Raw genomic sequence first — 26,395 nt, 5'->3', positions numbered from 1 at the left:
GGTCATGCCGATGATGGCGGCCGGCTGAATGAGCGGGCCGCGTTCCACCAAGGAGCTGGATCGAGCGGCCGGCAAAGCGAGGGGCGGCGCCAAACGGTGGAAAACGCCGCGCGGGCATGGCCAGGCATTGTCAACGCCGGATGCGCCCTTGGCCAAGCCCCGGCCGAAAGGGGGAAACGGAAGGCACGGGCGCCGGCAAAACAAGGAGGAACACGAATGAACAGCCGGCAAATGTATGAGAAGATTAAAGAACGTCTCGTCGCCCACCCGCACTGGACGTTTCGCTTTGACGCCAAGCAAGACGCGATGCGCGTCGAAGACCGCCGCACGAAAAAAGGCGTCACGATCTCGCTTCCCGGCGTGATCGCCAAATGGCACGAACAAAAAGACGAGGCGGTGCGCGAAGTCGTTTATTATGTGGAGCAAACGTTGAAAACGATGGAGGAAGACGCGGCGCTTTCCGGAAACGAGCGGAACATTTATCCCGTCATTCGCTCGGCGTCGTTTCCGACGGAGACGAAAGAAGGCGTCCCGTTGCTGTTTGATGATCATACAGCCGAAACGCGCATTTACTATGCGCTCGACCTAGGCAAAACGTATCGCTTGATTGATGAGCGCATGCTGGAGAAAGACAACTGGAGCCGCGAGCGGGTGAAGGAAATCGCCCGTTTCAACGTCAGGTCGCTGCCGACGCCGGTGAAAGAGGACCGGGTGGCGGACAACGTGTTTTATTTTGTGAACACCAATGACGGGTATGATGCGAGCCGCATTTTAAACGAATCGTTTTTGGCCGATATGCGGGCGCGCGTGGAAGGAACGATGGCCGTCGCTGTTCCGCATCAAGATGTGCTTGTTATCGCTGATGTGCGCAACGACATCGGTTATGACGTGCTCGCGCAAATGACGATGAGCTTTTTTGCCGGCGGCCGCGTGCCGATCACGGCGCTGTCGTTTTTATACGAAAATGGGGAACTTGAACCGATTTTCATTTTAGGAAAAAAACGGAGAACGTAGCGACAAGGAGGAAGAGAGCGATGAACGTGTTTTACAACCGAGAAGGGGTCGGCGACGTGTTGCTCGTGTCGCTGAAACCGGCGGCGGATGAGGAACGGACGTTTGTCAGACAAGGCGATGTCGTCCGCATCATGTCCGAACGGACGGGCGAGACGGTCGGCTATAACATTTTTTCTGCGTCTTCGTACTATCCGTTTTCCGGCAACGGTCCGCTGGAAGTGAATGAGGAGCTCGTCGGCGTCATCAACGACATCTTGGCGAAAAACGGTTTTGACGAACCGATCGAAGCTGACTTGTCGCCGAAGTTTGTCGTCGGATATGTGAAAGAGAAAACGAAGCATCCGAACGCCGATAAATTGAGCGTCTGCCAAGTCGATGTCGGCGATGAGGTGCTGCAAATCGTCTGCGGAGCGCCGAACGTCGCCGAAGGGCAAAAAGTCGTCGTCGCCAAAATCGGCGCCGTGATGCCAAACGGCCTCGTCATTCAAGAAAGCGAGCTGCGCGGCGTCCGGTCATCCGGCATGATTTGTTCGGCCCGCGAGCTTGGGCTGCCAAACGCCCCGCAGGAGAAAGGCATTTTGGTGCTGTCCGATGAGTATGAGGTCGGCCAGCCGTTCGTTTTTTGACGTTCCGACGGGCGGTGCAGACGGATTCCGACTGTTGTTTCGCCACTGGAACGACGCCAGTGGCATTTTTTCCGACAATGAAGGCAAAGAAAGAGTGACGTGATGGATGAAATTTTGGAAACGATGGCTTCGTTTTCTCACGAGCGACGAGGAAGAGGAAGGGAACGAACAGCGAACGAATTCCCGGCTGTCGGCCGGCATGCCCGAACGCGGCGCGGTGAATGTCATTTACCAATATCCGCAAGGCCGCTTCCGCTTTCCGTTGATTCCGGATGACCAGCCGGGTGAAAATCGGGAAAGGCCGGGGCGGGCGAAAAGCGAGGCATCCCGGCCGCTGCCGAGTCGGCGCCCGTCGGCTGGCGTTTCAAGGGAAATAGCGGAAAAACGGCCGTTCCGCCCGTCTGATGTGCCATCCCCGGTTTTTGGATATGATCGGAATCGGGGGAAACAGCGGCAACGAGCGGATGAACCCGAGCTGACCGGTGCGGGGGACATAGAGAATCGGAGCGATGAGGCGGTTCGGGAAGAGGCCCTCCGCGGAGAAGCGACACGGCGAGACGCGCGAGAGGGCACGGAAAGCCGGGCGGCTGAACCGCCAAAAGAAGAGGCGCCTTTGGCCAAGGGGGCAGAGGAATGGAACGAAGACGCGAGCGGAGCGATGCCCGCGGCTGTTATGGAAACGGAAGGAAAACATGAGCTGGCGCCGGCGGCAGGGCAGGAAGAACGTGATGCCGAGGCGGATGAAAAGAAAGGGCAGGAGCTGGACGAACGAGGCAACGAACGCGCGCCGCACGCAACAGACGGCGGCTTGGAGAGCGAAGGACGAGGGGTGCCGTCACAGATGAGGAATGGCGACGGAGGGCGCGCTTCTTCGACAGAACAGCGGGAGAAGACCCCAGATCGCGAAATCCGTCACTCGGCGGCGCCTGTTTGCCGAGAAGAGGCTTCCCGCCCCGAACGAACGCGCATCCCGTATAATGTGATCATGTTAAAGCAAGATTGGCGCAAACTCGAAGAAAAGGCGGCGAATCGATCGAACGGCTGCGTACTGCCGCCATTGGCGCTTCTTGAACCGCCCGAGAAAGCGGCCGAACGCGACGAGCAGTGGCTTCGCGACCAATGCCAGCGTTTGGACCGGACGTTTGCGAGCTTCCATATCGGCGCCAAAGTCGTTGGGGCGACGCAAGGACCGACGGTGACGCGGTTTGAAGTGCAGCCGGATTTAGGAGTGAAAGTGAGCAAGATTACGAGTTTAATCGATGATATCAAACTCAGTCTGGCGGCGAAAGATATTCGCATCGAGGCGCCGATCCCGGGAAAACGGACGATTGGCATTGAAGTGCCGAACCGAACGAGCCGTCCGGTGCGTCTGCGGGAAATTTTAGAAAGCGAAGCGTTCCGTAAAAGCCCATCGCCGCTTACCGTGGCGCTTGGGCTTGACATTAGCGGTGCGCCGGTCGTGACTGACATCCGAAAAATGCCGCATGGGCTGATCGCCGGGGCGACCGGGTCGGGAAAAAGCGTATGCATGAACGCGATGCTTATCAGCATGTTGTATAAAGCAGCGCCGCACGAAGTGAAATGGCTGCTCATTGATCCAAAAATGGTCGAACTGGCGCCGTACAACGGGCTGCCGCATTTGCTCAGCCCGGTGATCACCGAGGCGAAGGCGGCGGCGGGGGCGCTCAAGTGGGCAGTCGGCGAAATGGAACGGCGGTATGAACAGTTTGTCCACGCCGGCGTGCGCGATATTGAAAAGTATAACGCCCATCTTCGCGAACGCGGAAGCAGCGAGCCGCCGCTGCCGTATATCGTCATCGTCATTGATGAGCTCGCCGACCTGATGATGGCCGCCCCAGCCGATGTCGAAGAATCGATTTGCCGGCTGGCGCAAAAGGCGCGGGCGTGCGGCATCCATCTGCTGATCGCGACGCAGCGGCCGTCGGTCGATGTTCTAACCGGGTTGATCAAGGCGAACATTCCGACGCGCATCGCGTTTTCCGTCTCCTCCCAAGTCGATTCGCGCACCATTTTAGATGTGAATGGGGCTGAGCGGCTGCTTGGGCGCGGCGATATGCTGTTTTTGGAAAATGGTTCGGCCAAGCCGGTGCGGCTGCAAGGCTGCTTTATTTCTGATGAGGAAATCGAGCGGGTGGCAGCGCACGTGAAAGAGAAGCAAGGCCCATCCTATCTGTTTGATCCGGACGATTTTCGGCAAACGGCGTCGATGGGCGGCGAGGATGACGAACTGTTCGAGGAAGCGTGCCGGTTTGTCATCGCCCAAGGAGGGGCGTCGACATCGAGCCTGCAGCGTCATTTCCGCATCGGCTACAACCGCGCCGCCCGGTTGATCGAGATGATGGAGGAACGAGGGTTGATTTCGGAGGCGCGCGGCAGCAAACCGCGCGATGTGTTGATGAGCGAGGACGAGTGGGAGCGCTGGCGCGAGCAGAACAGCTGAGGGCGGGCGGCCTCCTTTGGGCGGGCGGTAGTGTTTTGCCTCCTTGCGTGCTATAATGAGGAAATGAAATGGATGGTGCACCGCAATGAGAGAAATGGCAAAACGAGATGGATATCATATACTGTCTTACAGAGAGACGATGGTTGGAGGGCTTAACGATGACAGCTTACCATTTTGTAGGCATTAAAGGCACGGGGATGAGCGCGCTCGCGCAAGTGCTTCATGACCTTGGCTATACGGTGCAAGGGTCGGATGTAGAGAAATGGTTTTTCACGCAAAAGGCGCTTGAAGAGCGGGGAATCCCGGTGCTGCCTTTTTCGAAAGACAATATTCGCCCAGGTTATACGGTCATTGCCGGCAACGCATTTCCGGATACGCATGAGGAAATCGAGGCAGCCCGTCAGCTTGGTGTGCCTGTCATTCGTTACCATCGCTTTTTAGGCCAGCTGGCAGGCAAGTTTACGAGCATCGCGGTGACCGGTTCGCATGGAAAGACGACGACGACGGGGTTGCTTGCCCATGTGATGCAAGGAGCCCATCCAACGTCCTATTTGATCGGAGACGGCACGGGAAAAGGAGAGCCAGGGAGCAAATACTTTGTGTTTGAAGCGTGCGAATACCGCCGGCACTTCCTTTCCTACTTTCCAGATTATGCGATCATGACAAATATTGACTTTGATCACCCAGATTATTTTGCCAATGTCGATGATGTGTTTTCCGCTTTCCAGCAAATGGCGAATCAAGTAAAAAAAGCGATCGTCGCCTGCGGGGATGATCCGTATTTGCCGAACATTCAGGCGAAAGTGCCGATTTTGTTTTATGGATTCGGCGAAGAAAACGATTTTCAGGCGCGCAATATCGTCAAGACGACGGAAGGGATGGCGTTTGATGTGTTCGTGCGCAACACATTTTTCGCTTCGTTTGCCATTCCGCGCTTCGGCACTCATAACGTATTGAATGCTCTCGCCGTGATCGCCCTCTGCCACTACGAAGGGGTGGATGCGGGCACAATCGCCAAGCGGCTGCAAACGTTCCAAGGCGTGAAGCGCCGCTTCAGTGAAAAAACGGTCGGCCGTCAGGTGCTGATCGATGATTATGCGCATCATCCACGCGAAATTACGGCGACATTGGAGGCGGCAAGGCAAAAATATCCGGGACGCGAAGTGGTGGCGATTTTTCAGCCGCATACGTATACACGGACGCAGACGTTTTTGCGCGAGTTTGCCGAAAGTTTGCTGCAAGCGGACCACGTGTATTTGTGCGACATTTTCGGCTCGGCGCGCGAACATGAGGGCAAGCTGACGATCCGTGATTTGCAGGCGCAAATTCCGCGTTCCCAGCTGCTTGAGGAACAAAACGTAGCCGTGTTGAAGCAGCATCAAGACGCGGTGTTGGTGTTCATGGGCGCCGGCGACATTCAAAAGTTTCAACAAGCGTACGAACGGGCCGTTCTTTCCGCCTGACGGCCGACAGGGAACGGGCTGTGATGAAGATGGCCCGTTTTTCCTGTTTCAAAAAGGAAGCCGTCTTTTCTATGTCGAAGTTTGAAAGCGGGAAAAGATGGGTACAAAGGGAATGAAACGTTCGAATGGGCAAGGAGGGAATCGGGTGGAATGGCTTTTGTATGGAAGCGTGGCGCTCATCGCGCTGGCTTTTTTGCTGCTTGTCGTTTACATAGCCAAGACGCTCATCGTTTTGCAGGAAACGCTGCGCCGGCTGACGGCGGCGATCGACCATGCCGATGAGCAAGTGCAAACGGTGGCGAAAGAAGTTCGTGAACTTCTCCATACGGCCAACGGCATCGCCAGCGATGTGCAAAAAAAAGCAGAAACGCTAAATGGCGCAATCGAAGCGGTCGGAGAGATCGGCGGCACGATCCGTTCGCTCAACCGCGCGCTTCGGCAGGCGGCTGCCGGTTTGTCGGCGCGGGCGGGCCTGGGGCAAGGAAAATGGGTGAAGGCCTTGCGCTGGACAAATGTTTTGCTCGATTTAAGGGAAAAATGGAGAAAAAACAATCGTTAAAGGAGGGTGTATCGAATGGCGAAAAATAACGGTGGATTTTTGCTTGGCGCGCTTGTCGGCGGCATCGCCGGCGCGGCTACTGCGTTGTTTTTGACGAGCGAAAAAGGGCGGAAATGGCTCGAGGAGTGGAATCATGCAGGCAGATGGGAGCCCGTAAAAGATACGGCTGCGGAATGGATCGAAACGGCGAAAGAGAAAACGAAGGAAATCGCCAGCTTCATTCCGTTGAAATCCTCGCCGGCGCCAGCTGGCGGGGAAAACGATGGAGAGGAAGCCAAGGAGGCGACGATTCCGATTCCGCCATCCGCCGGGCCAGCCGACCGGGAAACGCTGCAAAAGCTGCTTGAGGAAGCCGAGGCGGCGCTTGATGACGCCGAGCAAAACATCACATCGCGAAAAGAAGCGGAGTGAGAGAGATGGGAATGGAGAAGCTGGAGACGATCGAACAGTTTGACCGCGTCATGAAGGAAACGGAGCGTTTTTTGTTCGTCAAGCATAGCCTCACCTGCCCGATCAGCCAGGCGGCGTTTGGCGAATGCGAGAAGTTCGCCGCAGACCATCCAGAGCTTCCCATATATTGTCTGTACGTCCAAGAGGCGCGGCCGCTCTCCAACTATATCGCCGAAACGACCGGGGTGAAACACGAGTCGCCGCAAGTGCTGCTGTTTGAAAACGGCCGCGTCGTCTGGCATGCGTCCCATTGGGCCATTACGTATGGCGCGCTCTCGGAGCATGTCGGCGCTTGACCGTCCGCCTTTACTGCGGGCGGTTTTTTGCACACTTTTTGCTTTATTGCTTAAAAGCGTTTAATCAAAAAAGCATTTTTTTCGTGACAACGATAGCTCCATCGATTATAATAAACACTAATTAAACGACTTCGCTCTCCAAGACGGGGGCGCCGCTTGCCGGCAAGCGGCGAAAACAATGCACTACACTTGGCGAAAGGATGAGAAAAGCATGAGCAATGAGAGATTAGACGAACTGCGGGCGCGAGTCGATGAGATCAACTTGCAGCTGTTGAAACTGATCAATGAACGGGGACGGCTCGTTCAGGAGATCGGAAAAATTAAAGAAGCGCAAGGGACGCACCGCTACGACCCGGTGCGCGAACGGAAAATGTTGGATCTCATTTCCGAGCATAACGATGGGCCGTTTGAAACGTCGACGCTGCAGCACATTTTCAAGGAAATTTTTAAAGCAGCGCTTGAGCTGCAGGAAGACGATCACCGCAAGGCGCTTCTCGTCTCACGGAAAAAGCATCCGGAAAACACGATTGTTGAAGTGAAAGGCGAGCGAATCGGCGACGGCAATCAATATTTCGTCATGGGCCCGTGCGCTGTGGAAAGCTATGAACAAGTCGCTGCGGTGGCGGAGGCCGTGAAAAAACAAGGGATCAAGCTGCTGCGCGGCGGCGCCTACAAACCGCGCACGTCGCCGTACGATTTCCAAGGGCTCGGCGTGGAAGGACTGAAAATTTTGAAACGGATCGCCGATGAGTTTGATTTGGCGGTCATCAGTGAAATCGTCACGCCGGCGGACATTGAAATCGCCTTGGACTATATTGACGTCATCCAAATCGGCGCGCGCAACATGCAAAACTTTGAGCTGCTTAAGGCAGCCGGCCAAGTGAATAAGCCGATTTTGCTGAAGCGTGGCTTGGCGGCGACGATCGAAGAATTCATCAACGCCGCTGAGTACATCATGTCGCAAGGAAACGGGCAGATCATTTTGTGCGAGCGCGGCATCCGTACGTACGAGCGGGCGACGCGCAACACGCTCGACATTTCGGCTGTGCCGATTTTGAAGAAAGAAACGCACTTGCCGGTGTTCGTCGATGTCACCCACTCAACGGGGCGGCGCGATCTGCTCATCCCGTGCGCCAAAGCGGCCTTGGCGATCGGCGCCGACGGCGTCATGGCCGAAGTGCATCCGGACCCGGCCGTCGCCTTGTCCGATTCCGCCCAGCAAATGGACATCGCCCAATTCAACGAGTTTATGGAAGAAGTGCGCGCGTTCCAACGTCAGTTCGTTCGGGCGTAAGAGAGCGAGGCCGGCAAAAAAGCAAGGTGCGACATTTCCACATGAAAAGACGTCCCATCGTGTTGGGGACGTCTTCTGTTTTGGGTGCGGATGGAAGCCGATTGCCGAAAGAAGACAGTGAAATGACGGCTTCTCTTTCATGCCGATGGCCGATTTCGGATAAACTACTCGTGAACGGTTTGTGAACAAACCGGCAAAATGGTTGCGATTTCGTTGCGAGTTGGCGATAATGTATCGTATGATAGTTGTACATACATTCGGATTTTGACCGGTTATCGGATCGAGCGAAAAGGAGTGAAACAAAATGACGGTAACGATTTATGATGTGGCGCGGGAGGCGAACGTCTCGATGGCGACCGTCTCGCGCGTCGTCAATGGCAACCCGAACGTCAAACCGTCGACGAGGAAAAAAGTGCTTGAGGCCATCGAACGGCTCGGCTACCGCCCGAACGCCGTGGCGCGGGGGCTCGCCAGCAAAAAAACGACGACGGTCGGAGTGATCATCCCGGATATTTCGAGCATTTTCTTCGCCGAACTGGCGCGCGGCATTGAGGACATCGCCACGATGTACAAGTACAACATCATTTTGAGCAACTCCGACCAAAACAAAGAAAAAGAGCTGCATTTGCTCAACACGATGCTCGCCAAGCAAGTGGACGGCCTGTTGTTTATGGGCGGGACGATCACCGAAGAGCACGTCGCCGAATTTCAAAAATCGTCGGTGCCGATCGTGCTTGCGGCGACGATTGGACCGAACGAGATTCCCTCGGTCAACATCGACTACGAGCAGGCGGCGTTTGAAGCCGTGACGTATTTGCTGGAAAAAGGAAACCGCCGCATTGTCTATGTGACCGGTCCGACTGACGACCCGATCAACCAGCGGAAGTTGGCTGGCTACCGGCGCGCGCTTGAGGAACACGGCGCGCCGTATGAGGAAGAGCTCGTCATTGAGGGCGACAACTCGTACGACTCCGGCTTGGAGGCGTATGAGAAAATCACGGAGCTTGCCGAACGGCCGACGGCAGTGTTTGCCGGCACGGACGAAATGGCGCTCGGCATCATCCACAGCGCCCAAGACCACGGGGTGCGCGTGCCGGATGAACTGGAAGTCGTCGGCTTTGACAACACGCGATTGGCGACGATGGTGCGGCCGCGGCTGACGACCGTCGTGCAGCCGATGTACGACATCGGAGCGGTGGCGATGCGGCTCTTGACGAAGTATATGAACAAAGAGCCAGTGGACCACCATATCGTTGTCTTGCCGCACCGGCTTGAAGTGCGGGAGTCGACGCGATGACAAAAAGAGCTGATCCCTTGGATCGGCTCTTTTTTCATTATTGTATTGTAAATTATCATTTTATTTCAGCACAAAACGTCTATTTTTTTTGCACATTCTTTCAGAAAGCCCTCTCCCCTTTTCTGAAGGAATGTGCTAATTTTTTTGTGAATTGTTTCGGACGAAGATTTCCATTCGTTTTAAGGAGGGGGGAGGAAGTGTGATCCAGTTTCACGACTTTGGCATTGACATTCAAACGTATACGGATCGTGGGAAAGGGAACGATTTTCCCGACGTGAACCAATGTCCCCACTGTCCATCCCGCCGCCCCTTGCGCCGTCACGGATACTACCAACGCTATGCGTTGACGGCAGAGGGGGAGTATCGCCTTTGGATCGCACGATACGCTCGCGAGAATGCCGCAAAACTGTGAGTGTGCTGCCTTCTTTCCTCCTCCCGTATGTTCAATATACACGGTCGGTCATCTGGCAAGCGGTCAAAGCATGGCTCGAAACGTCAAGACAAGGAGCGAAGACCAAACAGATCGTCTGTCCCGCTAAGGAGGTCATCTTGTTTTATGTCCGAGGATTTTTACGGAATCTCTCCCGCTTGCATCACGCGGCGGCGAGAAGGTGGGGGATCATCGGCCCTGTGGGGAACCCAAGAACAGAACGGGCGGTCTGGTGGATGCAGACCTTGGAGGGACGGGGGGGCTCGATCATCCAAGACCTGTGGACACACGAAGGATGGCATCTGTTTGCGAATCAAATCGCTTCCTGATTTTCTGGAGAAGACGATTCTGGATTGGTGCGCCCGATACAAAAAAGGGGGCTTCGACGTCTTGAAGCCGAAGCGCCGTTCGGACCGCGGCCGCTCCAGACGTCTGTCCCCCGATGATGAGGATCATATTCTAGCATTGAGGAAGGAACATCCCACCATGCCCGTGACCCTATTCTACGAACAACTCACCAAGCAGGGGGACATTCCCACCACCCTCTCATACTTTACTATATACCGACTGTTGAAAAAACACAACCTGGTGGGAAAAGAAATCTTGCCGATGCCGGAGCGAAAACGCTTTGCGTATGACCAGATCAATGAGCTATGGCAAGGGGACTTATCCCACGGGCCCATGATTCGAGTTAATGGAAAATTAAAGAAAATTCTCATAGGCAACGTTTTGCCCTCCACCCGGCATGAAAATGACTCATCTAGGCGCACGCATTTTCACGGAAGCAGTAACCCCTTTACTTGGTAATAATAATCATTTAAAATATTTTTATCATTAAAAAAAAATAAAATGGAGGGGTTAAATTTGTTTAGTATTCTAAAAAACGCATCATACCGAAAACTTTGGTTGTCGCAGGTAATATCTGAGTTAGGAGACGGAATTACATCGTTGCTCATTCTTTATCTTGCTTCGAAGACATCCGATAGTCCATTGGTGTTTAGCTATGTATTGATAGCACGTTATCTGCCGAATGTAATATTGGGGACATTTGTAGGTCCTATTATCGACAAATTTCCGAAGAAAAGAGTAATGATTTTAGCAGATATTTATAGATTTGTCATCTTAATAGGGATGATTTTTGCTCAGTCTTCTCTTGTTTTACTCATCCTTTTTACTTTGTTATTAGGAGTAGGTACAGTATTTTTTGAACCTGCTAAATCAGCCACCATACCAAGGATTATGGATAATGAATCAATCCCGAATGCAGTAAGCCTCTCTCAATCCACCACGATGGCTATATCAATTATTGCTCCATCGATAGGTGGGGTATTACTATTAACCAAGCACTATTCATTTATGCTAATTCTTGATTCATTAACATTCTTACTCTCTGCTCTAATTCTCTTTTTCATTAGAATACCAACTGATATATGTTCTAAAGAAGGTGAAAGGCAAAAACAATCCTATAAAGAAGCTTTGAAAGAAGGAGTTAAAACTATCTCTTCCAGTACAGTGCTTATTGGATTGTTTAGTCTGTTGATTGTAGGGATCTTTGTTTTTAGTTTCATCAACACAAATATTTATCCTTTATTGCTCAATGACTTTAAAGTAGGGGAGCTACATTTCGGTACACTTCAGACTGTTTTCGGATTTACAGCTGTGGTTGGATCACTTCTCGTTCCGAAGATTATGGAAAAAATAAAATCAAGTAGCTTAGTTATATTTACTTTTATTTTTATTGGTATCATGTGTTTTTTGGTTATTCCTACCTACAAAGCACACCTTCTTTTACCATTAGTACCTGTTTATATTTGGCTTGCGATTATCGGATTTACTAATACTTTCATTAATGTTCCTGTTAATAGCCTACTATTGCAATCTGTACCGAAAGAAATACTAGGCAGGGTGACTGGAATCCTCATAACTGTGATAAACCTAAGTAGTTTAATAGGTTTATATTCAGGAGGATTTATCGCTAATCATATTGGTTCCATATGGGCGATTGTGATTGGGGGAGCCTGCCTCCTTGTCTTTAGCCTTGTGTTTCCTTTAACAAAGTATTACAAATCTCTACATATCAAAAATGAAAAAAGTAGTATTGAAGAAATGAAGGGTGTTTCTGTTGAAGAATCTTAAAGAAAAAGGAACCGACTAAAAAGTCGGTTCTTTTTAGGATTTTGACTGATGATTTTTGTTGTAGGAGAGTAATATAAATGAATACTCATTTGTCTCTGAAGATGGGGTTTTGTCCCTTTGCTTGACCAACTTCCTAATTTCATTATGAATATGTTGCCACTCTTCCATGGTCAAATTAACTTCAAATTGTGAATACATGGCATTGGATTGGGGTGTTTCCGATTGATTTTCGAGGTCGGATTTAAAGACATTAATTCCTTGATTAATGTTGAACAGAATTTGATTAATTAACTGTAGATGAGCATTTTTCATTACAATAATTTCCATGGTTAGAGAGACAAACAGGGTACCCCTTACGCGATACGGAGCTGTTTTTTGATCACATCAATGGGAATATCTTGCTTCGCAGCGTCATAAATGAACTCGACGACGCTGTGGTCTTTCCGCGACCGAAGAAGCTCCAGCCCGGCGGAGAGGTTTTGTCGGGATTCGGCGATGCTATACACGCAGGAGAGCAGCACCACCGCCCAATACCGTTTCACCGCCCGAATGTGGCGAACGCGGTATCCATCAAGCTTCAGTTGATCTTTCGCCTGCCGGAAAAAGCACTCGATCGTCCAACGCTGAGCATAGTAACGCAAGATGTCTTCGTCCCCGAGCTCCCGATCGGTGCTCAAGACGACATGGAGATGTTCCGGCGCCATCGGCTGATCCGCCTTCCAAGCCAGCAGCACCACCGCGTCATCGAGGCCATGGATCGCCCCCTCATAGCGATACACGCGATAACGCTCCTGACCCACCGTGACGAGGCGGGTGTCTTCGGACTCGACATAGCGGGCGAACTGCTTGGCTTGGATGGCGATGCCTTTCGGGTAGAGAATCCGGTTCGTCTTGAGCATGGCGATGACATGGAATCCCTGTTTCAAGCAGGCTTCAATGAGCTTTTTGGACGGATACCACGAATCCATGAGCACATACACCGGCTGAGCCCGCTTCACTTTGAGCGAAGAAAGCATCTCGATGGCCAGGTCGATCTTGCTTTTTCCCGCTTTCTTGTCATACAGGCGGAACGCAAACGGAAACGCTTGTGTCAAGGTGTGCACCATCAGCCAAACGAGCGAATGCCCCCAAACCGATTGATGATCTTTGTGAGAGAAATGCCAACCACACCCTTGAATGGCGTGCGTTGCCCGTGACGAAGGCTTCGTTTTTTGGCAAATCGTATCATCAATCGAGACAAAAAGAGGCTGATTCTTTCGCTCGACCAGGCGCTCGATTCGGCGGAGGATCCACTCTTGAAGCTTCCCAAGCAGCCTTTCCTCATCCCAAGGGCTTTTCGTGAAAAAGTGACTGAGCGTCGTTCGATGATTCGGATGAAAGCTCCAGTGATGAATATCGGTCAATGTTCCCGAGAATCCCTTGGTGGTCAAGGCATCGACGATATGAATGAGATGCTTGATGACCGGTTTGGAAAGCTGCAGCGTCAACCCCAAAGTGAAGAAAAACTTGTGGATTCCTTGGTGATGTGCTAATCTATTCATGAGACATGAACCTCCTTGTGTGAATGGGTTTTGTGCACATCTATTTTACCCAAGGAGTCCGGTTCATGTCTCCTTTTTTGTTTGGTTGTCAATTTATGTTAGTGAATTTGCTCATCTACAGTAATTAAGAAGTCTTTATTTTTAACTGCAAATTCTCCTTCAAAACTCATGTATGAGTCACTTTTATACAGGTGAGCGGAAGAATAGTATTTCTCCATAAAGTTGTTTACCATCTTCTGTTCTGTCACTTTTAGTAGTTCTAAATCAACTAATTTATTAATGTGATAGTATAATCGCGAAGGTTTCTCATTTAATTCCTCAGCAGCTTCTTTGACCGTTTTAGGCGTATATTTAAAACATTTCAGTATTTTATCTATCCTAGGATCGAACAGCAACTTTGCTACATCCAAACTATTTTTTATCAATTTTTTTCACCTCTCTACTAAATAAAAGTATACCAAACCCGTGGTGCTAGTTGAGCGTCAGCGCTCAACCAGCCCTAGTGTGACCAGGGAATAAGCCACCAAGATGCCATCGAGTGCCACTTCAAACCCGGCAATGGAATTCGCCCGAATGTCGGTGATCCGGTATTGGTCCACGAGAATCGAAAACACCGTCTCGATGACTTTGCGTTTTTTCCTGATCCATTCTTCCCATGCCTTGGATGGGCCGTGCTTTTGATTGTGTCGAGACGGTGTCCAGAACGCGGCTTGGTGTTCTTCATACAGCTTTTCTCGAAGAGCGCGGCTGATGTACCCTTTGTCTCCAAAGTTGTAGGGATGAGGGATTTGAGTCATCACCGTTTCAGCCGCTTTGACGTCGTGGCAGGACGCTTCCGTCACGACATAGCCCATGGCCAGCCCTTGATTGGTCACTTGAAGATGCAGCTTGAAACCGTAGTACCATTGCTTTTTGGAAGCACAATACCCCATATCCGCGATCCCTCGAAATCGCTTGACGCGCTGCATTCTCGCGGGATGGCACAACGGAAGAGGCAAACTGTCGACAACGGCATAAGCATGGTGTTGGCCACGTTTGGCTAGTTCATGACGAATCCATTTGACCGCGAAGCCAAGCGCTCGGCAGCGGCGGTTGTATCGGGAGCGTTCAAGAAACGAGCCGTTTGTGAACAAATTTCCCGTGACAAAGCGATGCCAGGCTCGTTCAGAAGAAAAGCCCAGCAGCTTCCCCAAAAGGTGAACCGCCATGACCACTTCGTCTTTTTGCTTGACCAAGTGACGGTTGCGGCGATGAAGATACATTTGAATCAACGACAGTTGAGCAGAAACAAAACAGAAAATAGCGGCATATTGTTTTTGAAGTTTGGCTGGATCTGTAGTAAAATGAAAGTGCTCTTGCATGGGGGATCTCTCCTTTCGAATGTTGGGTGACACTTTCATTCTACTGGAGATCCGCCAGCAAGGGCTATTTTTATGCTTGTCTGAGTTTTATCTAGCACCACGGGTTATAAAACATACTACTTCCCTCTTACAAAGGAAAGTAGGATTGTAGTGGACTATTTTGATTCCATGACAGCCTTACAAAATTTAGTACATGAAATTGGACATTCCTATTACAATCAAAAGTATAATTCCAACTTCTTCAATAAAAGTCAGCAAGTGATAAACGAATCATTGGCGATTCTTACTGAAATTATTTTTAATGTAAGTCTATTGAACGATGAAACAATCGAACAGGATATGAAAGAGGCCTTCTTGTTTCATTATTTACATCGATTAAATAAGTTAATTACCTCTTCCTTTGGAGTATTTGAGTTAGAGCACAATGTGATCAAACATATTCAAAAGAATTTCCATTTAGACTTAGATACATTTCTTGAGATACGTAAAGAGACCAAAAAGAAATTATTACCGAATGTATCATTTGAGAATGAAGAGAATTCTTACTTAAATATTTTCCTCAATCCTCCTTTTATCTTTGATTCTGTAGATGAGCATTTTTTCATTACAATAATTTCCATAGTTAGAGAGACAAACAGGGTACCCCTTACGCGATACGGAGCTGTTTTTTGATCACATCAATGGGAATTCCTTGCTTCGCGGCGTCATAAATGAACTCCACGACGCTGTGGTCTTTCCGCGACCGGAGAAGCTCCAGCCCGGCGGAGAGGGTTTGTCGGGATTCGGCGATGCTGTACACAGAGGCCAAGAGCACCACCGCCCAATACCGTTTCACCGCCCGAACGTGGCGGACCCGGTATCCATCAAGCTTCAGTTGATCTTTCGCCTGCCGGAAAAAGCACTCGATCGTCCAACGCTGAGCATAGTAACGCAAGATGTCTTCGTCCCCGAGCCCCCGGTCGGTGCTCAAGACGCAATGGAGATGTTCCGGCGTCATCGGCTGATCCGCCTTCCAAGCCAGCAGCACCACCGCATCATCGAGGCCATGGATCGCCCCCTCATAACGATACACGCGGCAACGCTCCTTCCCCACCGTGACGAGGCGGGTGTCTTGGGGCTCGACATAGCGGGCGAACTGCTTGGCTTGGATGGCGATGCCTTTCGGATAAAGAATCCGGTTCGTCTTGAGCATGGCGATGACATGGAATCCCTTTTTCAGGCAGGCTTCGATGAGCGTTTTGGACGGGTACCACGAATCCATGAGCACATACACCGGCTGAGTCAGCTTCACCTTGATCGAGGAAAGCATCTCCATCGCCAGGTTGATTTTGCTTCTTCCGGCCTTCTTGTCATACAAGCGGAACGCGAACGGAAACGCCTGCGTGAAGGTGTGCACCATCAGCCAAACGAGCGAATGCCCCCAAACCGATTGATGATCTTTATGCGAATAGTGCCAATCACACCCTTGAATGGCGTGTGCAGCCCGTGACGAAGGCTTCGTTTTTTGGCAAATCGTATCATCAATTGAAACAAAAAGGGGTTGATTTTTCCGTTTGGCCAGTCGTTCGACCTGGGAAAGGATCCACTCTTGAAGCTTCCCAAGCAGCCTTTCCTCGTTCCAAGGGCTTTTCGTGAAAAAGTGACTGAGCGTCGTTCGATGATTCGGATGAAAGCTCCAGTGATGGACATCGGTCAACGTTCCCGAGAATCCCTTGGTGGTCAAGGCATCGACAAGGTGAACGAGGTGCTTCAAGACCGGTTTGGAAAGTTGCAGCGTCAACCCCAACGTGAAGAAAAACTTGTAGATTCCTTGGTGATGTGCTAATCTATTCATGAGACATGAACCTCCTTGTAGGTAGTTGTGAGCACATCTATTTTATCCAAGGAGTCCGGTTCATGTCTCCTTTTTTGTTTGGTTGTCAATTTATGTTAGTGAATTTGCTCATCTACAGTTTGATTTTAAAGAACTAGTTGTCGAAAATATTGCAGCCATGCTTGCGATCTTCATGTATGAACAGTATAAAGGACAATTAGATATTCTTGACCGTAAGATTCGAGCCTTTTTACAGAGTAACGATAAAGGTATTGAATCTTATTGTAAATCTTTATTTAATGCTTCTTTTGATGAAACTTTAATTGAGAATATGATTCAAGCTATATATAAACACCTTGATTCAGTAAAGAATAGTGTTTTAGCTTATAATATTGTGTAATTTATTGTAAGATATAACAGAATTTCAGTAACCATCGGGATGTTTATTTTTTCTATATCCCGAGTTCGACAGCGACTAGGCAATTGATGAAGCACCGTTTCGCCATCGTGGATGTTGACCGCGCCCAACAGCGATACGTGGGCATGATGGCCGAACGTCGGCACTTGTTTTTGATGGCCGACTTCCGACCATGTGGACCGCAGGACATGGTAAGAGCGGATATGGGTTTCATCAAGGTACAACAAGACCGTATCAGGATCAATTAAGTTTTTTTATGAAGTCGATCTGTTTCTCAACATTCTTTTGTCGATCCGGATCGCCTTTCACCAGTTTGATCTCTTCCTGCTGTTCTTCGGTGAGAAACGGCTCCCGCCCAGGGGCAAAATCCCGATGAAGCAGGAGTTCAAAGCCGCCTTCGTTAAACAGCGACACATAATGGGAAACGGTTTGGCGGCACACCTTGACCATGGAGGCCACCTCTTTGCCCAAATAGCCTTCCATGACTAGGTGAACCGCCATCACCCGTTGGCGAAGAAGGGTGTTTTTGATTTTCCGTTCCTGTTTGCGAAGTGTCCGAGGTGTCCATCCGTGATCGTTGGTGATTTTGAGACGTTTCATGCAGAATTCCGCTTCTTTTCCATTCTTTTACTTAGGAACAGTATAACCGGAGTGGGCACCACTTATACGAAGGTTAACTTTTCAATGAGCATGTATATAGGCGCGAGGATGGATGCCTAGGATCTTCGGAGGAGGCTCCAGCCCTAGAGCCGTAAAGAGTTGAGCTTGTTTGGTCGTCAGTTCGGTTCGTTGATAAAGGTCGCCGTTTTTGGAAGAAAAATGTCCAAGCATGAGACGCTCGCATTCGTCTCTTACTTTTGGCCTTGATTCATGAGTCAGGGGAAAGGAATCGCGAAATGCTTTTGGCCAGACGTTCCAAGACAGCGCGATCCACCTCGTCTTCGCACCCAAACGAATCTATCACCTTTGCTTTCGCCTATTTGGCTTCGAATCCCATTCGTTGTAAGCAAGCTGGAGATACGTCACGGTCGTTCTGTCTTTGTTTTTGCGTGTGACTCGTCGTATGTACATGTCTATATGATAAACAATATTTGGCTTTTTTGAAAGGATAAATTGCCAAGTCGTGTGCCTATGAAATTCAACGTTTTTTTCTAGGATCCGTATCGCGAAATCCTTGATATAACCGCATTTTGGCCATTTTTATTTGCCTGAAAGGGCTTCAAAACAGTCGAACTCGGGTAGAGTGAAGGAAATTGGCTCTGCATGCAGCCGCCAGCAAGGGAAATCTGTATGCTTGCCGACTAAGGCGATGGGTGAGCATGTGATTGGAACGAAGGGCAACGCAAAATACGAGTCCGCCTCCCCTGCTTGCCAAGGGAGGCGGCGTTTTTTATGGTTGTCTCGACTTCTGGCTGCGAATGAAATACAACGCCTTTTCCACCGTTTGCGCATTTTTTTCGCTGATCTCCGCCTTGCGCGGGATCGGGGGATACAAGTCATCCGGGTCGTCCCACTCAAGAGGAAGCGCGACGGGTGAAAGCGGTTGCCAACGTTCGCGCCACTCATCCGGCAGCGGGCCGGACACATCGGCTTGTCCCGTCATCTCGAGCCAAAGGAGCGCCCATGCCCGCGGCACGACGCGCCAGATGTCATAGCCGCCGCCGCCGACGGCGATCCAGCGTCCGCCGCAATATTCATGCGCGATTTCGTGCGCGAGCTTCGGAATGGCGCGGTACGTTTTCATCGTCACCGACAAATGGGTGAGCGGATCGTAATAGTGGGCGTCGACGCCGTTTTGCGTCACGATGACATCCGGGCGGAAAAAGTCGGCGATTTCCCGAAGCGCGGTCGTATAGGCGGCGATCCATGATTCGTCTTCCGTGAACGCATCAACGGGAATGTTGAACGAATAGCCGTAGCCCGCGCCTAAGCCGCGCTCGTTGACATTTCCGGTCCCTGGGAACAAATAGCGCCCCGTTTCATGAATGGAAAACGTGCAAACGTTCGGATCGTCGTAAAACGCCCATTGCACCCCGTCGCCGTGGTGGGCGTCCGTGTCGACGTACAACACGCGCAGTCCGTATTTCTCCCGGATGTATTGAATGGCGACCGCGCTGTCGTTGTAGACGCAAAAGCCGGATGCTTTGCCGCGGAAGCCGTGGTGCAGACCGCCGCCAAGGTTGAGCGCATGCTCGGCCGCTCCGGAAAGAACCGCGTCGACGGCGGTGAGGGTGCTGCCGACCAAAAGAGCGCTCGCTTCGTGCATGTTTGGGAAAATCGGCGTATCCTCGGTGCCAAGGCCGTAGTTTTGCGCCGCCGCTTCCGACAGTTCGCCGCGCCCGGCCGCTTTCACCGCCTCGATGTAGGAGCGGTCGTGAATGAGCGCCAGCTCGTCATCGGTCGCCATGCGCGGGGCGACGATCTGGCGGTCTTCGAGCGCGCCGAGCGTGCAAAGCAAGTCGTATGTCATTTTGACCCGCAGCTGGTTGAACGGATGGTCGTCATGAAATTTGTACTGAAGAAATTGCTCGCTATAGACGAATGCGCAGTTTCGGCTCATGACGTAACCCCCGGCAAGTTCGGCCATAGCACGTGATAGCCGGCGTTTTGCAAATCGCGGATCAATGGAAGCGGATTCATCGTCTGCACGCGGAAAACTAAAATTTTCTCATTCGGATCCGGAGCTGGATACACCAAGACGCTGGCGATGTTCACATGGCGCTCGCTGATGATGGCCGCCGCTTTGCTTAACATGCCGGTTTCGTTCGGCACTTTGATCTCGATTTGCGACCCCGGCTGGTGAACGCCGGTCAATTCAATGAACGTGCGGAGCAAATCCGTTTGCGTGATGATGCCGACGAGTTTCCCGTGATTGACGATCGGCAGGCAGCCGATTCGGTGTTCGTAAAAGAGCGCCGCCACCTCCTCGACGAAATCGAGCGGATGGCCGACGATGAGGTCGGTTTTCATAATCGTGCTGACCGGTTTTTGCAAGTCTTCAAGATGTTCATGAAGATGGAAAATGGACGGGCTCGCGTCGCGCAAATCTTGGCTCGTCACAAGCCCCAGAAGACGTCCTTCCCCGTCGACGACCGGCAGATGGCGGATGCGGTGATGTCTTAGCAGCTGCAGCGCTTCGGCGATCGTATTCGTGGGACAAAGCGTCACGACCGGCGCTTTCATGATTTGTTCGACAAGCATCGTTCTCCTCTCCCCTTTGTGCGTGGCATTTCATGCGCGCCGCCCGCAACCGACAAGGCGGGCGCAAACGTCCGGACAGCCGAGAATTTCAGCTAGTACATATAGCGGTTCATAAACCGAAGCCGGTCGAACCGTTGAATCGATTCGGCGTCGACCCGTTTGCCGATGCGGACCATGAGGCAGTTCGCCGGATGGGAGCAAATTTCCGGGTCGTCGGTCGCATACCAGACGAGCCCGCCGGCGTTCATCATTTTCTCCATCACTTTTCGGTACTCCCATACGTTCAGCCCCGTGCCTTTTAAATCCCAATGCCAGTAATATTCAGTTGTAATGATGATGTAGTCTTCCATGGCGTCGTCCATCATCGAGACGATCAACAAATTTTTTCCGACGCCAAACCCGCGGAACTCCGGAATGACTTCAATGGCGCCAAGCTCGAGCAAATTTTCCATGTTCCCTTCCGACCAACGCTCAAGCGGATCGGGATACAAAAACGTCACATATCCGACAATCACCTCGCCGCGGCGGGCGATGATGATCCGCCCTTCCGGCAGCTTGGCGATTTCGATCAACGCTTTGTGCTGTTTGGCAGGCGGGCGGAAGGAAGTGAGGTCATGGTGGAATTCGTAGCTGGCCAACGCTTCCGGCGTCACCGGCCCTTCAATGAGGAGCGTTCCTTTCGGGGTTTTCAGCTCTTTGGCGTTATACGTTTTTTTATGTTCCATTCGTCCACCACCTGAATTGGTCGTTCTGCTTCCATTATACATAAAAATGGCGCCGGCTGGCGCGGTTCAAAAAAATTTCAAAAAAGCGGGGACAAGGAATATTTTAAAAATTGAGAAATGGTTTTCAATCGACTATAATAGAAATGTAATCACTTACATAAGGGGGATCGGAGAATGAACACAGAACGGCTTCCCGTCATACAAGGGGACTACAATTTGAAAAACTACGAAGAAACATATAAACAGTTTCAATGGTCGGAAGTGGAGAAAGAGTTTTCTTGGCATGAAACGGGCCGAGTCAACATGGCGTATGAGGCGATCGACCGCCATGCTGAGTCGTTCCGTAAAAATAAAGTGGCGCTCTATTACCGCGACGCGGTGCGGAACGAGAAATATACGTTCAAAGAAATGAAAGAGATGTCCAATAAAGTGGCGAACGTCTTAAAACAGGCGGCGGACATTCAGAAAGGCGACCGTGTGTTCGTGTTCATGCCGCGCTCTCCGGAATTGTACTTTGCGGTTTTGGGCATCATCAAAACCGGCGCCATCGTCGGTCCGCTGTTTGAGGCGTTCATGGAAGGCGCGGTGCGCGACCGCCTCGAAGACAGCGGGGCGAAAGCGATCGTGACGACGCCGGAGCTCTTGCCGCGCGTGCCGGTCGGCGATTTGCCGGAGTTGAAGTACGTCTTTTTGGTTGGCGACGGCATTGTCGAGGAAGGGCCGTACATCGATTTGAAAAAGCGGATGAATGAGGCAAGCAAGCACTTCGACATCGAATGGGTCGACCGCCAAGACGGCTTGATTTTGCATTACACATCCGGTTCGACCGGCAAGCCGAAAGGCGTTTTGCACGTCCATAACGCGATGATTCAGCACTATCAAACGGCGAAATGGGTGCTCGACTTAAAAGAAGATGACATTTACTGGTGCACGGCTGACCCGGGGTGGGTGACCGGGACGTCGTACGGCATCTTCGGCCCGTGGCTGTGCGGAGCGTCAAGCGTCATCGTCGGCGGCCGCTTCAGCCCGGATGCTTGGTATCAAACGATCCAAGATTTCGGCGTCACCGTCTGGTACAGCGCGCCGACGGCGTTCCGCATGCTGATGGGAGCCGGCGATGAAGTCGTGAAAAAATATGATTTAAGCTCGCTCCGCCACATTTTAAGCGTCGGCGAGCCGCTCAACCCGGAAGTCATCCGCTGGGGGATGAAAGTGTTCGGCCGCCGCATCCATGATACGTGGTGGATGACGGAAACAGGCGGGCATCTCATTTGCAACTACCCGTGCATGGAAATCAAGCCGGGATCGATGGGGAAACCGATCCCAGGCGTCGAGGCGGCGATCATTGATGACCAAGGAAACGTCCTGCCGCCGTACCGGATGGGCAACTTGGCCATCAAAAAAGGCTGGCCGTCGATGATGAAAACGATTTGGAACAACCCGCAAAAATATGAATCGTACTTTATCGGCGACTGGTACGTATCCGGCGATTCGGCCTACATGGATGAAGACGGCTACTTCTGGTTCCAAGGCCGCGTTGACGATGTCATCAACACATCCGGCGAGCGCGTTGGGCCGTTTGAAGTGGAGAGCAAGCTCGTCGAGCATCCGGCCGTTGCCGAAGCCGGCGTCATCGGCAAGCCGGATCCGGTGCGCGGGGAAATCATCAAAGCGTTCATCGCGCTTCGCGAAGGGTACGAGCCGTCCGAGGAACTGAAAGAAGACATCCGCCAGTTCGTCAAAAAAGGGCTCGCCGCTCATGCCGCGCCGCGTGAGATCGAGTTCCGCGACAAACTGCCGAAAACGCGGAGCGGGAAAATCATGCGCCGCGTCTTAAAAGCGTGGGAGCTCAACTTGCCGACCGGCGATTTGTCGACGATGGAAGACTGATGAGCGAAAAGCGTCTGGAACATCCGCTGTTCCAGGCGCTGTTGTTCTTTTCAGGCTGAGGCCGAAGCGGGGCGGCTGCAAAGACGGTGATGGAACGGAAAATGCGGCCAACAGCGTGATGTCTCCATTTGAAAAACCTGATACATGCCCGTTTCCTCTTCGCTTAAGAACCATCCATTTGCCGAAAATCGTTGTGCTTTCCCCATCTTCACAAAACAAGAAAGGGTGTCCCAACAAGGATCGGGACACCCTTTTCGATCACCATATATACGCGCCAACTCTTTGTTCAAAACGAATGGCATCTTCTAAAGAAAGCCAATCAAAGAAAGACAATCTTTTGGGTCAGCTCCTTGTCACTCCACGTCACCCGACGGCGGGGGAGAAGACGGCTCGCCGCTCTTTTGATGACCGGAATTGGGCGGCGAGGCGGACGGCAGCGAAACGGGGTTCGACGGCGCCGATTCCTGTCCGGCGATGTCCACAGCAGTGACGCAGTACGCGGCGCCCGGCTGCAGCGGCGAAAACGAGGCCGCCTCGTCCGCTTTAACAGCGGCGGCGAGGCGTCGTTCCCCCGTTTCGTTCACTAGATAAACGCGGTAGCCGATGACATCCGGCTCGTTATGGCGATTCCAGACGAGCTTGCCCCCTGCAAGCCGAGCGGCGGGTGGAGCCGGAGGACGGCCGTTTTCCTTTAATGTGGAGACGAGCGATGCATCGCCCGCCTGCCCCTCTCCGTTGATCCCCCAATCGGCGAGAAGCTTCGGATTCACGATCACTTCGCGAGTGACAAACTCTTCCGGCGTCGTCTCAAGCGCCACATAGCGGCGTCCGCCGATGACGACGACCCGGCTTTCCATCACTTCCTCGCCGCTTCCTTCCCGCGGCGCAAACTTCGTATTGTACAGATCGTAGCGGACGAGCCCGGCTTTTTCGCACGCGGCCGACGGGCTGAAGCCGCTCGCGGCGCAGTAAGCGCGGCGGACGATGCCGCCTGGCATGAGAAACCGCTTCGGCGGAGCGATGAGCTTCGGGTTTTCTTGATAGGCAGCATTGATCAACCGCGCCCATAACAGCTGGGTGCGCTGGCTGTAGGAAAGCCCTTTGTAGCGGGACTCAAGCGGCGCCGGCCGGTCATAGCCGATCCAAACGCCGAACGTGACGTTCGGATTGACGGCGATAAACCACGAATCGCGCTTGTCTTGCGATGTCCCGGTTTTTCCCGCCCAATCGGCGGAAAAGGTCAAGTAGCGCGGCACCGACGAGGCCGTTCCGCCGTGAAGCACGTCGCGCATCATATCGATCATCAAGTACGACGTTTGCGGCGAAAACACCGGGACGGGTTTGCTTTGATGTTTGTAAACGATCTTTCCGTTTTTGTCCACAATCTTCTCAATCATGTAGGCGTCCACAAACGATCCGTAATTGGCGAACGTCGCATAGGCGTTGACGTTTTCCTCGACCGTGACGCCAATGTGCGTCCCGCCGATCGCCAAAGCCGGATTGGCTTCTTCTTGCTTCGAAACGCTCGTGATCCCCATTTTATGCAAATAGTCGATCGGATGGCGGGATTGAATTTTTCGATACGTCCGAACGGCCGGAATGTTGAACGATTGCTGCAAGGCATAGCGCGCTGTGACGAGCCCGTGCGTTTTTCCGTCCGCGTTTTTCGGTGTATACGAACCGATCGAAAGCGGCAAGTCAGGAATGATCGTCGCCGGCTGGATGACGCCCATCTCCATCGCCGGCGCGTATACTAAGAGCGGTTTCATCGTTGACCCGTTGGACCGGTGCGCCTGGGTGGCGTGATTCAACTGCTCGCGCCCATAATCGCGTCCGCCGACGAAGCTGATGATTTTTCCCGTTTTGTTTTCGATGAGCATCGCCCCGACTTCGACCGGTTGGCGATGGGGGATCGTTTTTCCTGTTTTCTTGTCTTTGGTGTAATACACATTGTCGCTTCCGTAATACGGGTAGCGGGCGGCGATGCGCTGCATTTGTTCATAAATCTTTTTGTCGATTGTCGTATAAATCCGATATCCGCCTTGGCGCAGCTCTTTTTCCGCTTCGCCGAGATAGCGGCGGAAACGAGCGGGGTCGCGCTGCACTTCTTCCGGCTTATAACCGTCGCGCTTGGCGAACGTCTCGGCGAGCACCTCTTTCGCCCGCCGCTCAATCTCCATCGTCAAAAACGGATATTGTTCAAACGGCGACGGCTTCGGGGCGGCCAAATGCTTCGCCACATCATAGGAAAGCGCTTCCTTATACTGTTTTTCCGAGATGTAGCCGGCCCGTTTCATCCGGTAAAGCACCGTTTTCATCCGTTTCAATCCCGCCGAGAGGTCCGGTTTGACGCTGCCGTCAGCGGCAAACGGGGTGTAGACGAACGGGTTTTGCGGGAGCCCGGCCAAAAACGCCGCTTGAGCGAGATTCAACTCTTTGGCGTTGACGCCAAAGACGCCTTGGGCCGCGGCTTGGATGCCGGCGATGTTGCGCCCTGAAGAATTGCGGCCGAACGGAACGACGTTTAAATACGCCTCTAAAATGTCTTCTTTGGAAAAAAATTTCTCCAGACGAAGCGAAAGCAGCATTTCTTTCGCCTTCCGCTCAAACGACACCTCGTTCGTCAACATCTGGTTTTTGACGAGCTGCTGCGTGAGCGTGCTCCCGCCGCTTTTGACCGGCGAGTTGGTCAGCTCTTGAAACACGGCGCGGATGACGGCCTTCGGAACGACGCCGTGATGTTCATAAAAATGTTCGTCTTCGGTCGCGATAATGGCTTGCACGACGTACGGAGACACGTCGGACAGGCGCACCGCCTCGCGGTCGAGGTCAGACCGGAACCGCCCTAAATACACGCCGCCGTCAAAGTACATATGGCTTGTTTCGCCGTAGCTGTAAATCTCCTTTTTCATCTCGTCGGGCGAGGGAACGGGCATATCTTTGACCAAAAAGGCAAAATAGCCGGCGCCGGCGCCGATGGAAAAGCAAATGAGGCAGAGCGCGGCGATGAGCAAAATTAAGATGACGTTCCAAACCACATCGTATGTAAGGGAAAAATAATGCCACGCTTTTTCAAGAGAAATGGAAAGTTGGTTTCGCTTCATGCCAGCCCCCCTATGCGGCAAGTCATTATATATAAGTATACCATAGGAAGGGAAAACATTGTGGAATTTTGCTGATTTTTCGCCGTTTGTGCGAAAAGCGTTACGGTTGACAGCGGGTGCATTGCTATGGTAATAAGAATGTATATATTTCATATGAGAAAGCGATGATGGGAATAAGTAGCGGCTGTCTCCCTGGTGCAGAGAGCTGGCGGACGGTGCGAGCCAGTCCACAGGCAGGCGTGAATTACCTCCCTGAGCAGCGATGGCGAACGGTTTTGGCACCTAGTAGCCATCCGCCGGCCGGCGCCGTTACCCA

23 protein-coding genes, 4 pseudogenes and 1 other annotated feature (1 of these 28 running past the window's edge) are annotated in these 26,395 nt (G+C 52.1%); of the genes and pseudogenes, 15 read left to right on the top strand and 12 right to left on the bottom strand.

Annotation, left to right across the window (positions count from 1 at the left end; translation table 11 throughout):
* Positions 1–28 precede the first annotated feature (28 nt).
* The 13 genes and pseudogenes from GYMC52_RS14355 (at position 29) to GYMC52_RS14295 (ending at position 12,026) form a co-directional block, all read left to right on the top strand.
* Complete coding sequence (locus GYMC52_RS14355) at positions 29–220, top strand: hypothetical protein (RefSeq protein WP_013524366.1); 192 nt, start codon at positions 29–31, stop codon at positions 218–220.
* On the top strand, positions 217–1,014 hold the full coding sequence (locus GYMC52_RS14350) for a DUF1444 domain-containing protein (RefSeq protein ID WP_013524365.1): 798 nt from the start codon (positions 217–219) through the stop codon (positions 1,012–1,014). The genes GYMC52_RS14355 and GYMC52_RS14350 overlap by 4 nt, the downstream gene beginning before the upstream one ends.
* A gap of 20 nt (positions 1,015–1,034) precedes the next feature.
* On the top strand, positions 1,035–1,640 hold the full coding sequence (ytpR, locus tag GYMC52_RS14345) for a YtpR family tRNA-binding protein (RefSeq protein ID WP_013524364.1): 606 nt from the start codon (positions 1,035–1,037) through the stop codon (positions 1,638–1,640).
* A 106-nt stretch (positions 1,641–1,746) separates the two neighbouring features.
* Positions 1,747–4,101 (top strand): DNA translocase FtsK, encoded by a 2,355-nt coding sequence (locus GYMC52_RS14340; protein WP_013524363.1) that lies wholly within the window; start codon positions 1,747–1,749, stop codon positions 4,099–4,101.
* A gap of 158 nt (positions 4,102–4,259) precedes the next feature.
* The gene (murC, locus tag GYMC52_RS14335; RefSeq protein ID WP_011232289.1) at positions 4,260–5,564 is read left to right on the top strand and encodes a UDP-N-acetylmuramate--L-alanine ligase; all 1,305 of its coding nucleotides are present in this window, start codon (positions 4,260–4,262) and stop codon (positions 5,562–5,564) included.
* Positions 5,565–5,709: 145 nt separating this feature from the next.
* Positions 5,710–6,123 (top strand): DUF948 domain-containing protein, encoded by a 414-nt coding sequence (locus GYMC52_RS14330; protein ID WP_013524362.1) that lies wholly within the window; start codon positions 5,710–5,712, stop codon positions 6,121–6,123.
* Positions 6,124–6,138: 15 nt separating this feature from the next.
* Complete coding sequence (locus GYMC52_RS14325; RefSeq protein ID WP_013524361.1) at positions 6,139–6,534, top strand: YtxH domain-containing protein; 396 nt, start codon at positions 6,139–6,141, stop codon at positions 6,532–6,534.
* A gap of 5 nt (positions 6,535–6,539) precedes the next feature.
* Complete coding sequence (gene ytxJ, locus GYMC52_RS14320) at positions 6,540–6,869, top strand: bacillithiol system redox-active protein YtxJ (RefSeq protein WP_013524360.1); 330 nt, start codon at positions 6,540–6,542, stop codon at positions 6,867–6,869.
* Between the two features lie 211 nt (positions 6,870–7,080).
* Positions 7,081–8,163 carry a bifunctional 3-deoxy-7-phosphoheptulonate synthase/chorismate mutase gene (locus GYMC52_RS14315; RefSeq protein ID WP_013144453.1) on the top strand — a complete coding sequence of 361 codons (1,083 nt, stop codon included), beginning with the start codon at positions 7,081–7,083 and terminating at the stop codon, positions 8,161–8,163.
* Between the two features lie 304 nt (positions 8,164–8,467).
* Positions 8,468–9,460 carry a catabolite control protein A gene (ccpA, locus tag GYMC52_RS14310; RefSeq protein WP_013524359.1) on the top strand — a complete coding sequence of 331 codons (993 nt, stop codon included), beginning with the start codon at positions 8,468–8,470 and terminating at the stop codon, positions 9,458–9,460.
* 199 nt (positions 9,461–9,659) lie between these two features.
* Positions 9,660–10,219, top strand: a pseudogene (locus GYMC52_RS14305) (DUF6431 domain-containing protein).
* Between the two features lie 10 nt (positions 10,220–10,229).
* Positions 10,230–10,610 (top strand): annotated as a pseudogene (locus tag GYMC52_RS19420) (helix-turn-helix domain-containing protein); the annotation flags it as partial.
* Positions 10,611–10,739: 129 nt separating this feature from the next.
* Positions 10,740–12,026: an MFS transporter gene (locus GYMC52_RS14295; RefSeq protein ID WP_230982707.1), complete on the top strand. Its 1,287-nt coding sequence runs from the start codon at positions 10,740–10,742 to the stop codon at positions 12,024–12,026.
* A gap of 353 nt (positions 12,027–12,379) precedes the next feature.
* On the opposite strand, the gene GYMC52_RS14285 is transcribed toward GYMC52_RS14295, so the two are convergent.
* The 3 genes from GYMC52_RS14285 to GYMC52_RS14275 all read right to left on the bottom strand — a co-directional run bounded on the left by GYMC52_RS14285 (position 12,380) and on the right by GYMC52_RS14275 (position 14,928).
* Entirely contained in the window at positions 12,380–13,567 is a 1,188-nt protein-coding gene (locus GYMC52_RS14285) for an IS701 family transposase (RefSeq protein WP_012820647.1), read from the bottom strand.
* Positions 13,568–13,665: 98 nt separating this feature from the next.
* The gene (locus tag GYMC52_RS14280) at positions 13,666–13,992 is read right to left on the bottom strand and encodes a winged helix-turn-helix domain-containing protein (protein WP_230982706.1); all 327 of its coding nucleotides are present in this window, start codon (positions 13,990–13,992) and stop codon (positions 13,666–13,668) included.
* Positions 13,993–14,049: 57 nt separating this feature from the next.
* The gene (locus tag GYMC52_RS14275) at positions 14,050–14,928 is read right to left on the bottom strand and encodes an IS982 family transposase (protein WP_013523048.1); all 879 of its coding nucleotides are present in this window, start codon (positions 14,926–14,928) and stop codon (positions 14,050–14,052) included.
* A 150-nt stretch (positions 14,929–15,078) separates the two neighbouring features.
* Between GYMC52_RS14275 and GYMC52_RS14270 the strand changes: the two genes are divergently transcribed.
* Entirely contained in the window at positions 15,079–15,600 is a 522-nt protein-coding gene (locus GYMC52_RS14270) for a hypothetical protein (protein ID WP_041469272.1), read from the top strand.
* On the opposite strand, the gene GYMC52_RS14265 is transcribed toward GYMC52_RS14270, so the two are convergent.
* The 8 genes and pseudogenes from GYMC52_RS14265 to GYMC52_RS14235 form a co-directional block, all read right to left on the bottom strand.
* Positions 15,575–16,762 (bottom strand): IS701 family transposase, encoded by a 1,188-nt coding sequence (locus tag GYMC52_RS14265; RefSeq protein WP_013524357.1) that lies wholly within the window; start codon positions 16,760–16,762, stop codon positions 15,575–15,577. The genes GYMC52_RS14270 and GYMC52_RS14265 overlap by 26 nt on opposite strands.
* Before the next feature lie 363 nt (positions 16,763–17,125).
* The gene (locus GYMC52_RS20045) at positions 17,126–17,383 is read right to left on the bottom strand and encodes a transposase (RefSeq protein WP_230982705.1); all 258 of its coding nucleotides are present in this window, start codon (positions 17,381–17,383) and stop codon (positions 17,126–17,128) included.
* A 16-nt stretch (positions 17,384–17,399) separates the two neighbouring features.
* Positions 17,400–17,759, bottom strand: a complete 360-nt coding sequence (locus GYMC52_RS14255; protein WP_049777079.1) for a helix-turn-helix domain-containing protein — start codon at positions 17,757–17,759, stop codon at positions 17,400–17,402.
* Positions 17,760–17,840: 81 nt separating this feature from the next.
* A pseudogene (locus GYMC52_RS20295) lies at positions 17,841–18,035 on the bottom strand (hypothetical protein); the annotation flags it as partial.
* Positions 18,034–18,230, bottom strand: a pseudogene (locus GYMC52_RS20420) (IS1634 family transposase); the annotation flags it as partial. The pseudogenes GYMC52_RS20295 and GYMC52_RS20420, both read right to left, overlap by 2 nt.
* 319 nt (positions 18,231–18,549) lie before the next feature.
* Positions 18,550–19,719 carry an acetoin utilization protein AcuC gene (locus GYMC52_RS14245; RefSeq protein WP_013524356.1) on the bottom strand — a complete coding sequence of 390 codons (1,170 nt, stop codon included), beginning with the start codon at positions 19,717–19,719 and terminating at the stop codon, positions 18,550–18,552.
* On the bottom strand, positions 19,716–20,360 hold the full coding sequence (locus GYMC52_RS14240; protein WP_013524355.1) for an acetoin utilization AcuB family protein: 645 nt from the start codon (positions 20,358–20,360) through the stop codon (positions 19,716–19,718). The genes GYMC52_RS14245 and GYMC52_RS14240 overlap by 4 nt, the downstream gene beginning before the upstream one ends.
* Before the next feature lie 92 nt (positions 20,361–20,452).
* Positions 20,453–21,085 (bottom strand): GNAT family N-acetyltransferase, encoded by a 633-nt coding sequence (locus GYMC52_RS14235; RefSeq protein WP_011232281.1) that lies wholly within the window; start codon positions 21,083–21,085, stop codon positions 20,453–20,455.
* Between the two features lie 174 nt (positions 21,086–21,259).
* On the opposite strand from GYMC52_RS14235, the gene acsA reads away from it, so the two are divergent.
* Positions 21,260–22,975, top strand: a complete 1,716-nt coding sequence (gene acsA / locus GYMC52_RS14230; RefSeq protein ID WP_013144457.1) for an acetate--CoA ligase — start codon at positions 21,260–21,262, stop codon at positions 22,973–22,975.
* Positions 22,976–23,328: 353 nt separating this feature from the next.
* On the opposite strand, the gene GYMC52_RS14225 is transcribed toward acsA, so the two are convergent.
* Positions 23,329–26,079: a transglycosylase domain-containing protein gene (locus GYMC52_RS14225; protein WP_013524354.1), complete on the bottom strand. Its 2,751-nt coding sequence runs from the start codon at positions 26,077–26,079 to the stop codon at positions 23,329–23,331.
* A gap of 155 nt (positions 26,080–26,234) precedes the next feature.
* Positions 26,235–26,395, top strand: a binding site (T-box leader) (it continues 64 nt past the right edge of the window).

It is taken from the genome of Geobacillus sp. Y412MC52 (assembly GCF_000174795.2).
GTDB classification, from domain to species: Bacteria; Bacillota; Bacilli; order Bacillales; family Anoxybacillaceae; genus Geobacillus; species Geobacillus thermoleovorans.
The sequence above is the reverse complement of the archived record's forward strand: the minus strand, read 5'-3'. Positions and strand labels throughout refer to the sequence as shown.

Excerpts from the sequence above, each read along its gene's own strand:
- GYMC52_RS14325 (WP_013524361.1), top strand. The coding sequence starts at position 6,139 with ATGGCGAAAAATAACGGTGGATTTTTGCTTGGCGCGCTTGTCGGCGGC.
- GYMC52_RS14295 (WP_230982707.1), top strand. The coding sequence starts at position 10,740 with ATGGAGGGGTTAAATTTGTTTAGTATTCTAAAAAACGCATCATACCGA.
- ytpR (WP_013524364.1), top strand. The coding sequence starts at position 1,035 with ATGAACGTGTTTTACAACCGAGAAGGGGTCGGCGACGTGTTGCTCGTG.
- GYMC52_RS14340 (WP_013524363.1), top strand. The coding sequence starts at position 1,747 with ATGAAATTTTGGAAACGATGGCTTCGTTTTCTCACGAGCGACGAGGAA.
- GYMC52_RS14255 (WP_049777079.1), bottom strand. The coding sequence starts at position 17,759 with ATGAAACGTCTCAAAATCACCAACGATCACGGATGGACACCTCGGACA.
- GYMC52_RS14350 (WP_013524365.1), top strand. The coding sequence starts at position 217 with ATGAACAGCCGGCAAATGTATGAGAAGATTAAAGAACGTCTCGTCGCC.
- acsA (WP_013144457.1), top strand. The coding sequence starts at position 21,260 with ATGAACACAGAACGGCTTCCCGTCATACAAGGGGACTACAATTTGAAA.
- GYMC52_RS14245 (WP_013524356.1), bottom strand. The coding sequence starts at position 19,719 with ATGAGCCGAAACTGCGCATTCGTCTATAGCGAGCAATTTCTTCAGTAC.
- GYMC52_RS14240 (WP_013524355.1), bottom strand. The coding sequence starts at position 20,360 with ATGCTTGTCGAACAAATCATGAAAGCGCCGGTCGTGACGCTTTGTCCC.
- GYMC52_RS14235 (WP_011232281.1), bottom strand. The coding sequence starts at position 21,085 with ATGGAACATAAAAAAACGTATAACGCCAAAGAGCTGAAAACCCCGAAA.
- murC (WP_011232289.1), top strand. The coding sequence starts at position 4,260 with ATGACAGCTTACCATTTTGTAGGCATTAAAGGCACGGGGATGAGCGCG.
- GYMC52_RS14285 (WP_012820647.1), bottom strand. The coding sequence starts at position 13,567 with ATGAATAGATTAGCACATCACCAAGGAATCCACAAGTTTTTCTTCACT.
- GYMC52_RS14225 (WP_013524354.1), bottom strand. The coding sequence starts at position 26,079 with ATGAAGCGAAACCAACTTTCCATTTCTCTTGAAAAAGCGTGGCATTAT.
- GYMC52_RS14265 (WP_013524357.1), bottom strand. The coding sequence starts at position 16,762 with ATGAATAGATTAGCACATCACCAAGGAATCTACAAGTTTTTCTTCACG.
- ccpA (WP_013524359.1), top strand. The coding sequence starts at position 8,468 with ATGACGGTAACGATTTATGATGTGGCGCGGGAGGCGAACGTCTCGATG.
- GYMC52_RS14275 (WP_013523048.1), bottom strand. The coding sequence starts at position 14,928 with ATGCAAGAGCACTTTCATTTTACTACAGATCCAGCCAAACTTCAAAAA.
- GYMC52_RS14355 (WP_013524366.1), top strand. The coding sequence starts at position 29 with ATGAGCGGGCCGCGTTCCACCAAGGAGCTGGATCGAGCGGCCGGCAAA.
- GYMC52_RS14315 (WP_013144453.1), top strand. The coding sequence starts at position 7,081 with ATGAGCAATGAGAGATTAGACGAACTGCGGGCGCGAGTCGATGAGATC.
- ytxJ (WP_013524360.1), top strand. The coding sequence starts at position 6,540 with ATGGGAATGGAGAAGCTGGAGACGATCGAACAGTTTGACCGCGTCATG.